The organism is Sphingomonas sp. 35-24ZXX, from assembly GCF_000786215.1.
Classification (GTDB): Bacteria; Pseudomonadota; Alphaproteobacteria; order Sphingomonadales; family Sphingomonadaceae; genus Blastomonas.
The window spans coordinates 545,412-557,383 of the sequence record NZ_JROG01000004.1; the positions used below are offsets into that span (position 1 = coordinate 545,412).

Sequence of the window (11,972 nt, forward strand, 5' to 3'; positions counted from 1 at the left end):
GATGTGGCTAATATCGGTAAACTCGCAAACGTCATTCCGATCACTTCTGCGTCTGGTGCGATCCGGCGCAAGAGTGCTGCGGAAGCCGAGCGTGAAGCTGTTGCCCATAATCTGAACGGCCAGCGCCTCGGTCGCAAGGGTCGCGACACGCGCGACCGCATCATCGCGGCAGCGCAGGACATGCTGGCCGAAACCGAGGATGCAGGGCTCGTTACCTTGTCCGAGGTCGCACGCCGCGCCTCAATCCGCATCGGCACGTTGTACCTCTATTTTGCCGATCTGACCGAGCTGATTCTGGCGGTGCTTGAACCGGTCATGGCCACGATGGAAGACGAGTATGTCCATCTGGTGCGCGAATACTGGCCCGATGCAGAGCTGCATGACCGCGCACTGACCTTCGTCCAGGCCTATTTCGGCTTCTGGGAACGCCATTCGCGCGTGCTTCACCTGCGCAACAGCATGGCCGACCGGGGCGATATGCGGATGCTGGAACATCGCGTCCGTTCGGCAATACCCGTCATGCGGCTGCTGGTCACTCAGATGGACAGCCGCCCGATGGAGCGCGGCACGCCGACCTCGAGCATGGCGACGGCGCTGATGACCGGCCTGGAGCGCGTCGCCACGGTGATGACCGACAACAAGATCACCAAGGTATTGAACGAACCGGTCAATCCGATGGACTATCTTCTGGAAGCGGAGGCCCGCTTGTTCGAACTGGCCATCCGCGATCAGCGACGGCACAATCAACCCGTGTGAAACGGCGCTGGAAGCGTCTCAGCCCTTCTTGCTGCCGAGATTGCTCATGTATTTGCGCATCGTTTCGAGATAATCCGGGTTCAGCATCAGCGCACTGTTTGCCATGCGCTCGACGTGCCGGGCACTGTCGCGTCCCAGTTCTGCGCATAGATCGATCGCTACCTTGGCCGCACCCATCTGCTCGCCATTCTGTTTGGCGAGATGCTGGCAGAAGGCCATGACGTCGGCTTCGAAGCTTTCGTCGGGGAACACCTGATGTACCAGTCCCATCGTCAACGCGAGATCTGCGTCGGCCGGCTTGTTCGCCATGATCAGCCAGCGCGCCCAGTGCGGTCCGCAGATGCGCGCCAACCGTGATACGCCGCCCGATGCGGGAACGACGCCGAAAAGTCCCTCGGGAAAGGCGTAGCTGGCGCTCCTTGCCGCGAGACGGAAGTCGCAGGAGAGCGACATTTCCAGACCACCCCCCACGCACGTGGCATGATGCGCCACGACGAACGGCTTTTCGATATGCTCGATCTCGTCCCACAATTGCTGCATGCCATTGAGGTTGAGCCGATGATTCTCGCGGATACCGCGCGCTGTCTGGCCGGTGGGCGATATCTTTCGCTGGCCACCTTTCAGATCCGCGCCGGAGCAGAAATATCGCCCAGTCGCGCGGATCAGCATGACCTTGAGCTCCGGCGTATCGCGGAACCTCAGCACGGCCTCTGACAGCAGGTCCATGGTCGCAAGGTCAAGGGCGTTGAGCCGCTCGGGTCGGTTCAGCGTGGCGATTAGGATTCCGTCCTCGGTTTGCTCGGTCAGCAGCGGCGGGGCATCGGTCATGGGGTCAGCCTAGCTGCGCGTTCGGGGCATGCCAAGCGCGCGCTCGGCGATCATCGACCGGTGCACCTGGCTGGTGCCGCCATAGATGCGGGTCCCGTGCGCGTGACGATAGCATTGGTTGAGCATCGCGGCTGCACCTTCGCGCTTGGTGAGCGAGACCGGCGCGGTGATGTCGAGCAGATCGCGGGCATCCTCGAGAAACTTTTCCGAGGAGTGCATCTTCGCCATGGGGCCGTAAGCTGGACTGGGCTTCTTCTCGGCCCCAGCCCAGGTTGCGCGATATTCGAACAGCTCGGCCACCCAGATATTCGCCAGCGCCTTTGCAAGGCGCGCCTTGATGCGGGGATCGGCAATGAGCCTGGCATCGCTCTCCGTTGCAGACTGGCTCTGGCAAAGCTCTTCGGCCGCGTGCAGTGCGTGGCGCATCGGCTTGGAGAAACTGCCGCCATGCTCGAGTTCCAGGGCGGCGGACATGGTGCGGACGCCGCCATCGACTTCGCCCAGGCGCCAGCTGTCGGGAATCTTGACGTTGTCGTAAAAGGTGATGTTGGTGCGTTCGTCCTGGAAGGTATAGACCGGCTGAACCGTCACGCCTTCGGCCTTGAGAGGCACGATGAACATGGTGAGGCCCTTGTGCTTGGGTACATCGGGGTTGGTGCGCGTGAGCATCAGCACATAATCGGCGATATTGGCGCCAGAGGTGAACATCTTGGTACCGTCGATGCGCCAGCCATTGCCATCGGGGATGGCCTTGGTCTGGGCAGCGAACACGTCGGATCCGGCGCCGGGCTCGGAGTAGCCGAGGCTGGCAAGCGATTCGCCCGAGATGATCTTGCTGAGCACCTCGCGCTTCACTTCCTCGCTGCCGGTGCGGGCGATCATCAGGCCGACCATCTCGGCAACGCCCGCCGCCGGATTGGAATAGCCATGCCGTTCCAACGCTCCCCGAGCCGCACTGCGGGCATAGGGGCCGACGCCACGACCGCCCAGTTCCGGGCTCGAAAGGAAAAGCAGCCCGGCCTCGGCCATCTTCTTGTGCAGCTCGGGCACATGGCCTTCCCAGGAATAATGGAAGCGGTCGCGCATTTCCGCCGTGACATTCGCTTCCATGAATGCGTCGATTTCGGCGATCATCGCGCGGGCTTCCTCGCCGATGTCGAATTCGATCGGGCATTCGCCAACATCGGGAAGGGCAACGGCCTCGCCGTCATAGCGCCGACGGCCCGCTTCCTCGAGCCATCGGGCAGGATCGCCCCAGACCAACGGCCAGGCCTTGGCGCGAAGTACGTAGAGGTAGATGTCATATTCGGTGGTGAGGCCATAGCCGCCGAAGGTCTGCATCGCCTGGCCCGCTGCCTTGGCCGCCGCATCTGCGGCCGCCCAGACTGCGAGGCTCACGTTCACGCCGGCATCTTCTCCACCATCGGCAATCTCTCGCACTGCCTTCCATGCCAGAAGGCGCGCGCCATCCACTTCGCACAGGCAATCGGCGAGGGGGTGACTGATGGCCTGGAACTGGCCGATCAGCTGGCCGAACTGCTTGCGCTCGCTGGCATAGGCCGATGCCATGCGGAGCGCCTGATGGCCGAGACCGGTAAGCGCCGATGCCATCAGCAGCTTCCATTCCTCGATCGTGGCTTCGAATGCAGCAACAGCATCCGGCCCGGAGGCGAGCAACGTGGCTTCGGCTGCGGCAAGATCTACCTCGGCCGTGGCATTCGAAGCCAGGCTCGGTTCGGATGGCCGCGCCAATGGCGGCACAGCCAGCAACAGCACGGAATCGCCCTGCCGCGCCACGACCTGTTCTGCAACCGCCCCGCCAGCGATGAACTGAATCGGCGACGCCGCCATGTCGTGCATCGCAAGGCTCGCGACGCTTTCACCCGCGACGATCTCCGATGGGTCCCCGCCCAGCAGGCCGATCAGCCGGGCCGCAAGCATGGCCTCGGCAATTGGCCCGGCAGCCAGGGTTCGGCCGATCTCTTCCATCACGACCTGCGCGTCGAACGTCCCCAGGCCCAGACCTCCGGCTTCCTCTGGAACGCGAAGGCCGAAGGCTCCCAGCTCTGCCAGGCCCCGCCAGAGCTCGGCGTCAAAGCCTTTCGCTTCGGCTTGGCGCAGGCGTTGCGACGTGCAGTTCTCGTCAAGGAAACGCGCGAAGGTCTCGCGCACCATGGCCTGTTCGCTGGTCAGTTCGAAGTTCATACTGTTATGTCCGTCATCCGCGCTTCATCATTGCCGAAATGTCGATCTGGCCGGTGGCAAGCGATCCCATGAAGCCGCCATCGACCGGGAAGACCACGCCGGTCACGATGCCGGCCATGGCGCTGTTGATCAGCAGCAGGCCATCTGCCTGTTCCTGCGCAGTCGAATAGCGCCCCAGCGGTTGCGCGGCGGCGTCCACCACCTCCTTTCCCGAAGCGGCGTGGAAGGTTGCCATCATCGGCGTCTGCGTGGGCGAGGGCAGGGTGCAGTTGATCCGGATGCCCTGCTTGATCAGCCGCGCACACATGAACTGTGTCCATACGATCACGGCCTCCTTCGAGAAGGCATAGCCCTCGGCGACATGCTCGGGATGCGCTTCTGCCCAGGCGACTGCAGCATCATAGCCCTGGGTTTGCATCAGTTCCATGTGCACCGGGATGCGGCGGCTCCAGCCAAGTCCGCCGGTCGATGCGATCGACACGATGGCAGCTCCAGGCCCCATCATCGGAAGCACCGTCTCGGTCAGATGCCGGGTGCCGACAAAATTGACTTTGAACGTGTCCATCGGGGCAAAGGCACCGGCGCCGGGCAGGCCCGCACAATTGAACAGGGCATCGACCCTCCCGCCGATCGCTGCGATCGCCGCCTCGATGCTGTCAGGATCGCGCAGATCGATCTGGTTGAACGAGGTCAGCGGCAGCGAGCTCGGCTTGACGTCGAGGCCATGAACCTCGGCTCCCAGATCGAGCAGCGACTGTGCTGTCGCTTCGCCCATTCCCGAAAAGCAGCCGCTGACGATCACGCGTTTGCCCTTGTAGCCCAGTAGATCGCTCATGGTCTTTTCCGCTCCTGAAGATTCATGGTGTTGGATCACGAGTGCCACACTCGCGCGCGATGCGGGATAGCGGATTGGCCATGGTTGCCTGCTAATCGCCTTGGCGATAGCCGGGCACCGGTTCATTGCGATGATTGGCAAGCGCGCCGATGCGGCTAATGATCATCGCATGACCTGGCAAAGATCCCGCATCCGGCTCGACAACGACAATCGTGCATTCTGGACAGGGGGTAGCGAAGGAAAGCTGATGATCCATCAGTGTGGCGATTGCGGCGCGCGAACCCACCCGCCGCGTCAGTTCTGCCGTCATTGCCAGTCCGAGAACATTGCGCCCCAGCCGGTTTCAGGTCGCGGGACGATCGATACCTTCACCGTCAATCACCAGAAATGGGCACCCGACATGGAAGTGCCCTTTGTCATCGCCCGCGTGCGGCTGGACGATGCGCCGGACGTGGTGCTGACTACCAATATCGTGGGCTGCCCTGTCGATGCGGTCGATCTGGACGATCCCGTCCAAGTGGTGTTCGAGGAACAGGACGGCATCTGGTACCCCTTGTTCGAGAGGCTGGGCTGATGGCACGCGAGGCCTATGTCACGGGCATCGGCATGTCCGAAGTGGGCGTTCGGTTGACCCGGTCGCCGCTCGCGCTGACCATGGATGCGATCAAGGAAGCCGTCGCCGATGCCGGGCTGACGCTCGCCCAGATCGATGGCGTATCGACCTATCCGGGCAAGATGCAGACATTTCTCGGTTTTTCGCCGATCGGCGTCGACGAAATCATCGAGACATGCGGCCTGAAGACCCGCTGGCATACCGGTGCTGCGGAGGCGACGGCACAACTGGGCTCGATTGCCGATGCAGCGGCTGCGGTAAAGGCCGGTCTTGCACGCCATGTCATCTGCTTCCGCACTGTCTACGAGGCTGCAGCGCTTGCCAGGCCCGAGGAGTTTCCGCCGCTGGAGCGGCGCAAGGACGTCACTGGCAATTCGCAATGGGTGTCGCCCTTTGGCGCGTTTTCCGCCGCATGCTGGACGGCCCAGTTCGCCATGCGCCAGATGAAGCGGCATGGCATGACCCGCGAGCAGCTGGCCCAGATTGCGATCAACGATCATCGCAACGCGGCGCTCAATCCGCGAGCCATCGTCAAACAGCCGCTGTCGATCGACACGTACATGGAAGCGCGCATGATCTCGACGCCGTTCTGCCTGTATGACTGTGATCGCTTCACCGATGCGTCTACCGTCGTCATCGTTTCGGCATCGGATGCGCTCGATGAGATATCCTCGACGCCCATTCGGATCGCAGCGACCGCCGGATCGGTCGAGCGCTATTCCTGGGATCAGGCCGACTATGCCAGCGCCTACCCGACGGGCCGCGCTCTCTGGCTGAACACCGATTATGCCCGCGACGACGTGGATGTGGTTCAGTTCTATGATGGCTTTGCCTTCCAGCCGATCACCTGGCTGGAAGGATTAGGCTTCTGTGATATCGGCGAGGGGCACAGGTTCATCGAAGGGGGTAGCCGCATCGCCCTGGACGGCGAACTGCCAATGAACACCGGAGGTGGTCAGCTTGGCTGGGGCCGGTTGCACGGCTTCGGCTTTGCCTATGAGGCGGTCGTGCAGTTGCGCGGTGCGGGCGGCGCCCGTCAGGTCAAGGGCGATCCCCGCGTCGCCATCGCGACATCGGGCGGTGGTCCGATGGCCGCTGCCCTGCTGCTGGCGCGTGACTGAGCCAGCCCCAGGTTTCCGTCGCCGTATCCGGATCGAACCGGCGGCCGGCAGCATCCGTTCTGCCCTGGAAGACGATTATCACTGCATGGCCGTCACGCTGTGGCACGACAGCGAACGCATCACTTCGGTCGAGGCCGACATGGATCGCGCGCCGTGGACGACGTGTCCGGGCGCGCCTCTCGTGTTGCAGGCGACCTTCGGTGGTATTTCGCTGGCCGATGCGGGCAGGCCGGGATCCAAGCAGGCTAACTGCACCCACCTTTATGACCTGGCGACACTGGCTGCTGCGCATTGGGACGACCGCGTTCCATTGGTCTATGACATCTTCGTCAGCGATCCTGTCGAAGGGTGCTGGCATGCCACCATTGCGCGCGAAGGGCAGGTGGTGCTGGAACTGCGGCACCGTGACGACATCTTGATAGAACCGGAAGGCCTGGCAGGCGTGTCGCTGTTCAAGTTGCGTGACTGGATCGAGGGACTGGCCGAGCCACTTCGCGAGCCAGCAAGGCTGCTGCAATGGGGCACCATATTGGCGCATGGCAGGGTTATTCCGATGGAACGTCAGAGCGATGCCAGTCGGATGCCGGCCAATTGCTTTACCTTTCAACCCGAACGCAAGGCCGAGGCCAGGCGGGTGGGCAGGGTGATCGATTTCAGTCGGGAGACAGTCCGGCCGCTGGATCATCTTGGCGTTGCCGGATTTTCGACGCGCGCGGACTGATCCATGGTGCTTTGGAACAAAAGAAGGCCCTGCCGAACTGGTCGGCAGGGCCCGATAAAGTTTGCTTGGAGAGACCTTGTCAGAAGGGCAGGTTGTAGAAACGCGTCGCGTTGTCCTGCAGTACCTTCTTCTTGATGGCGTAGTCATAACCGCCGAGAACATCGACAATATGCGCCTGCACGCCGGGATAGAGCGAAGTGGGATGCGGAAAATCGGTCTCGAACATCACATTGTCGACGCCGATGGTTTCGAGCAGCAGCTTGGGCGCCACCTTTTCGAACCAGAACGTGCACATGAAATGGTCGCGGAAATAATCCCAGGGCTGCTTCCTGAGCACGTCGCGCTTGCTCGGCAGCATTTCCTGGAACTGGTGCTCCAGCGCCTCTACCGCAAACGGGATCCACCCCATGCCGCTTTCGATCAATCCGATCTTGAGTCCGGGGTGCTGGTCGAGACGGCCCGAAACCATCCAGTTGCCCAGCGTTGCGGCATTGCCGATCGAGAACATCGTCGCGACCACGGACAGGGTCTGTTCGAACTGGAAGCCTTCCCAGGTCAGCGTGTTGGGATCCATTGCGGCGTTGAGATGGAAGTTGATCGGCGTGCCGGTCGCGTCGCACATCTCGAGGAAGCTGGTCCAATAGTCGTGGTTGAAGCTGGGTACGCCCACCCGCTCGGGCGTATCCGGCACGACGAAGCCCTTCAGGCCCATGTCAATGCAGCGCCGCGCTTCCTTCTCCAGTTCAGCCTTGTCCCAGAACGGCAAGTGCGCCATCGGGAACAGCCGTTCGCCGGACTCGCGCTGCCAGTCGGCATTGAAATCGTTGTAGATTTTCATGATCGTCAGCGCGAGATCACGGTCCCCCAGGCTCATCAGGGTGCCTGCCTGGGTAATCCCCGAATTCTGGAAGCAGATCTGTGCGTACACGCCCATATCGTCCATCGCGGCAAGGCGCGGGGCGATTTCATGGCCTCCGGCATGCGCTTCTTCCAGAGTCGGAAAGGCCAGCCGCCCAAGCAGCTTGTTGTTGTCCTTGCGGATCACATTACCACCAAGCGTGCCGCAGTTCCGATCGCCGATATACCAGCGATCGACCCCGTCGGCATCGCGCTTCACATAGGGAAGCTTGTCCTTCATGCCGATGGGTGCCCGGTCCGTGAACAGCGTCGGCGGTTCGACGATGTGCGTGTCGGTATCGACGATCTTGATACCCGCAAGGCTCGGGTCCAGACCGCCCGATTGCGAGGCATAGTCTACCTCGCGGATAACTCCGCCAGCGGTGTAACCCTCGGCGGACCAATATTTCCGCGCTGCCTGGGCGAGTTCTGCAGTGTCCGATTCAGCCACAAATATACTCCAACGATGCGGTGTTCAGGCAGCGCCTGCAATGCGTTCGACCGAAGCGGAATGCTGCGGGCGTTCGGCTATGCTGCGTTCGATGGCATCGGCCAAGGTCAGGCGCAGCGTTTCAGCATTAATCTGTTCGGAAGGTTCGTAGACCAGCGCAAGGGCGAGCGGTTGGTGCATCGGCTGATCGGGCAGGAGCATCGCCGTGACATCCGCGATCGATCCAAAGCCCGCCACACCGGTGGCATAGCCGGTGTTGCTGCACTGCTGTACGCGGGATACCATCTCGGCGAAGTTGAACTTACGCTCATAGGGAGCTTCGGCGTTGATGCGGCGCAGCAAGCCATCGCGGCGAGCCTGGGGCAAGGTAGACAGCAACAGGTGACCAACCGAGGTTTCGGTGAGCACTTCATGCTGGCCCCCGCTGAAACCTTCGGTCTGAGAGGTACGCAGCTGGTACTTGCCGGGACGCCAGCTGAAAATCTGGGCTGTTGTTCCGACCATGCCGAACACCGCGATGCCGAGGCCAGTCTGGGCAGAAAGACGATCGATCAGGCCAGCGAGCCTGCCGTCACGCACAATCCCCGACTGCACCGAGCAGCCCAACAGCGCAGCGCGCGGCGTGGGGGCAAATGACCGGGTGGTGGGGTCTTTGTACAGAAGGCCCAGCCCGACCAGGCTGGAGAGCAATTCGGAGGTGCTTGACTGGGGACGATTATACCGTCGCACGATGTCCATCACAGTTGCTTGCGGATGGTCATCGTCAAAGAATTCCAGAACTTCGACGACACGACGGGCGATCTTAGCCTTGTTGGACTCAGCTCCGGCCATGGGTTCTCTCCTGATTGTGTTTATGCACAGCAGTGTTCACTACGAGCGGCAGAGTCGTCAAGCAAAAATGATAAGCACTCGGTTTTTAGGTGCATGTTGCGCAGCAAAAGTCATTAAAACAATGATTTGACTGCCGTTCTGTCGACCTTGAGCGAGGCTGTTTTCGGCAGTTCCTCGCAGATTTTCCACTGCGTCGGTATGTGGGTGGCGAGCAGAATGCGGCGCAAATGAGCCTCGATTTCCGCAATTTCCGGGCTCGGGCCGGAGGAAGCGACTCGGATTGCTGCTGCAGGCACCTGGCCCAGTCGGTCATCGTCGATCCCGACGACTGCCGCCTCGGCAATCGCAGGATGGGACAGCAACGCCTCTTCGATGGCTTCCGGCAGGAGCTTGAAGCCGCCACGCATGATCGCGCCATCGGCTCTGCCCTTGAGGAACAGGAAGCCATCGGCATCGATCATCGCAAGATCGGTCGTGGCGATCCAATCTTCGCCGATCCTTGGGCTGATCACGTGCAGAAGGCCCGTTTCACCAGCTGCCAACGGGCGTCCATCCTCCGGATCGACGATACGCAATTGCACTCCGGGCAGCGGTTTGCCGACCGACCCGCGTTTGCGATCACCCCACTCCTGGTGCAATTCCGCTGTCATCATCGCGACCGGACCGGCAAATTCGGTGGCGCCATAGGAAAGCAGAATGGGTATGCCGTAGCGACGTTCGAACCCGTCCTGCACATCCGGTGCCAGCGGGGCCGCGCCGACGCCCATCGCCCGGATCGATGCCAGATCCTCGATCGGGATATCTGCATCCAGTATTTGCCGGACCGCGCTGGGGGGAACTCCGCTATGTGCCGGGCGCCAGGTCTTGACATAGCCATGCCAGGCCTCGAGCGAAAATTTCTCCAGCAGTATCGCGCGCTGACCCCGCAACAGGGTAGGCAGGGTGGAATAGAGCCCGGTGATGTTGGCGAGCGGAAAGTAGAGCAGAAACGGCGGTGCGGATTGCGGAGCATCGCCTTGGCTTCGGGTCAGTGGTGTGGAAACGAAATGCCGTTCGATCAGGCCGAACGAGACGGGGAAATGCTTTGGCGTGCCAGTCGTGCCGCTGGTGAGAATTTCGATGGTATCAACTGGCATCTGATTGTCTGTCGGGCGCTCGGACAAGCGGCGTATCGTCGGCCGCATCATTCCGCTCAGAACGATCACCGCCAGCCCCTGCCGCGCAGCCTCGGCTGCGACGGCTTCGCCAAAATCCTCGTCATGCAACACCACGGCAGCGATACCCGGGCGGGCAAGAGCGGCGGCCATGCGCTCGTCCGACTGAAAGGAATACACCATCCGGACCGATCGGCGCTGCGCCAGCAGACACAGCAGGGCGGCGATCGCCTCGGGCCGGTTGCGGGGCACCAGTGCCACCGGTTCGCCTGGCGCAATCCCTGCCGCTGCCAGGCTGTCTTCAAGCTTATCAGCCGCATATCGCACATCGCCCCAGGTGTACCACCGATCTCCAAAACAAATGGCTGGCAGGGCAGGGTCGCGATCAAGGGCAGCGCGGACAAGCTGGGGCAAGGTGGCCATGGCATCAGCCTAGTCCGGTCGGTGCTGCTGACAAGCAATCGTAGCGCAGGGGCAATGCAACAACGCCGCGACGATACCCTGCGCGCGCCTTGCGTCGCGCAGCGACAGGCTTAGGGTGACAGGGGCGGCAAGGTCGCTGCGGAACAGGAATATTGCAATGCTCAGGACAGACCCGGTTGCGGCAGCGCAGGGCTTGATCTCGCCGAGCCGTCTGATCACGCCCTGGCACGATGCATTGGCCGCGGCAGCAATCATCGATCTTGCAGATGTTCAGGTAGGATCTGGGCCGCCCGAGTTGCCGCCCTTTCCGGTCATCGGCATCGGCACACGTGATCGCGGCTGGGCCGACAGTGTCGACGTGCTGGTGCCCGGCATAAGCGAGGCCATGGCAATTTGCGACGCGTGCGAGCGACATCCCGAGCCAGCGCGGGTGCTTGTCCAGCTACTCCGTATGATCGAGCGTCTGCCACCGTCCGGTGCCCTGGTTGCCGAATCTCTGGCCTTCGGCTTGTTGCAGGCTGGGGCAGATCATCGCCGCTGGCTGGCTGCTCGCAAGCCACAGCCGGTACAACCGCCCGGCGAGCTCCATATGTCCCGGACGGGGGATTCGCTGGCGCTGGTCATCGACCGCCCCGATGCCCGCAATGGCATCGACCGGGCGATGCGCGACGCGTTACGCCAGGCGTTCGATATTGCGGTGCTGGACGATGAAGTATGCGCCGTCACATTGCGCGCTGTCGGGCGTACCTTTTCCACCGGAGCCGATCTGGCGGAGTTCGGGACGACGCTGGATCCGGTCGCTGCCCATGCGATCCGCATGCAGACCTTGCCAGCTCATGCACTGGCAAGGTGCGGGCACAAGCTGGCGGTGCACGTTCACGGTGCATGCATAGGATCCGGACTGGAGATGGCGGCTTTCGCCGGGCATGTCACAGCGAGCGTGCAGGCGTGGTTCCAACTGCCCGAACTGTCCATGGGGCTAATCCCAGGGGCGGGCGGTTGCGTTTCGCTCGTCGGGCGGATTGGTCGGCAAGAGACTGCACGGCTTGTGCTGACCGGACGGCGCATTTCGGCCCGCGACGGTCTCGCGATTGGCCTTGTCGATGCGCTTGTGGACGATGACGGATCGGGTTGAGG

12 protein-coding genes are annotated in these 11,972 nt (G+C 62.2%); 5 read left to right on the top strand and 7 right to left on the bottom strand.

Annotated features, from left to right (window positions below; translation table 11 throughout):
- The first annotated feature begins 3 nt into the window (after positions 1–3).
- Positions 4–756: a TetR/AcrR family transcriptional regulator gene (locus LI72_RS10680; RefSeq protein ID WP_231562434.1), complete on the top strand. Its 753-nt coding sequence runs from the start codon at positions 4–6 to the stop codon at positions 754–756.
- Between the two features lie 18 nt (positions 757–774).
- Here the strand turns inward: LI72_RS10680 and LI72_RS10685 are convergent, their stop codons facing one another.
- The 4 genes from LI72_RS10685 to LI72_RS20480 all read right to left on the bottom strand — a co-directional run bounded on the left by LI72_RS10685 (position 775) and on the right by LI72_RS20480 (position 4,880).
- Entirely contained in the window at positions 775–1,584 is an 810-nt protein-coding gene (locus LI72_RS10685; RefSeq protein WP_033925829.1) for an enoyl-CoA hydratase/isomerase family protein, read from the bottom strand.
- A gap of 9 nt (positions 1,585–1,593) precedes the next feature.
- Positions 1,594–3,789, bottom strand: coding sequence for an acyl-CoA dehydrogenase (locus tag LI72_RS10690; protein ID WP_033925830.1), 2,196 nt, complete (start codon positions 3,787–3,789; stop codon positions 1,594–1,596).
- Positions 3,790–3,802: 13 nt separating this feature from the next.
- A complete protein-coding gene (locus LI72_RS10695; RefSeq protein WP_033925831.1) occupies positions 3,803–4,624 on the bottom strand; it encodes a coniferyl-alcohol dehydrogenase in 822 nt (273 codons plus the stop codon).
- A 91-nt stretch (positions 4,625–4,715) separates the two neighbouring features.
- Positions 4,716–4,880: a hypothetical protein gene (locus tag LI72_RS20480; RefSeq protein ID WP_231562435.1), complete on the bottom strand. Its 165-nt coding sequence runs from the start codon at positions 4,878–4,880 to the stop codon at positions 4,716–4,718.
- On the opposite strand from LI72_RS20480, the gene LI72_RS10700 reads away from it, so the two are divergent.
- From LI72_RS10700 to LI72_RS10710, 3 genes are read left to right on the top strand one after another with little or no spacing between them, the layout of a single operon-like run.
- Positions 4,872–5,198 (top strand): Zn-ribbon domain-containing OB-fold protein, encoded by a 327-nt coding sequence (locus LI72_RS10700; protein WP_231562436.1) that lies wholly within the window; start codon positions 4,872–4,874, stop codon positions 5,196–5,198. The genes LI72_RS20480 and LI72_RS10700 overlap by 9 nt on opposite strands.
- A complete protein-coding gene (locus LI72_RS10705; protein ID WP_033925832.1) occupies positions 5,198–6,358 on the top strand; it encodes a thiolase family protein in 1,161 nt (386 codons plus the stop codon). The genes LI72_RS10700 and LI72_RS10705 overlap by 1 nt, the downstream gene beginning before the upstream one ends.
- The gene (locus LI72_RS10710; protein WP_033925833.1) at positions 6,351–7,079 is read left to right on the top strand and encodes a hypothetical protein; all 729 of its coding nucleotides are present in this window, start codon (positions 6,351–6,353) and stop codon (positions 7,077–7,079) included. The genes LI72_RS10705 and LI72_RS10710 overlap by 8 nt, the downstream gene beginning before the upstream one ends.
- 79 nt (positions 7,080–7,158) lie before the next feature.
- On the opposite strand, the gene LI72_RS10715 is transcribed toward LI72_RS10710, so the two are convergent.
- The 3 genes from LI72_RS10715 to LI72_RS10725 form a co-directional block, all read right to left on the bottom strand.
- The gene (locus LI72_RS10715; protein ID WP_052129726.1) at positions 7,159–8,427 is read right to left on the bottom strand and encodes an amidohydrolase family protein; all 1,269 of its coding nucleotides are present in this window, start codon (positions 8,425–8,427) and stop codon (positions 7,159–7,161) included.
- A 24-nt stretch (positions 8,428–8,451) separates the two neighbouring features.
- Positions 8,452–9,258, bottom strand: coding sequence for a helix-turn-helix domain-containing protein (locus LI72_RS10720; RefSeq protein ID WP_033925835.1), 807 nt, complete (start codon positions 9,256–9,258; stop codon positions 8,452–8,454).
- A gap of 113 nt (positions 9,259–9,371) precedes the next feature.
- Positions 9,372–10,835, bottom strand: a complete 1,464-nt coding sequence (locus LI72_RS10725) for a class I adenylate-forming enzyme family protein (RefSeq protein WP_033925836.1) — start codon at positions 10,833–10,835, stop codon at positions 9,372–9,374.
- Positions 10,836–11,028: 193 nt separating this feature from the next.
- Between LI72_RS10725 and LI72_RS10730 the strand changes: the two genes are divergently transcribed.
- On the top strand, positions 11,029–11,970 hold the full coding sequence (locus LI72_RS10730; protein ID WP_033926302.1) for an enoyl-CoA hydratase/isomerase family protein: 942 nt from the start codon (positions 11,029–11,031) through the stop codon (positions 11,968–11,970).
- Positions 11,971–11,972 lie beyond the last annotated feature (2 nt).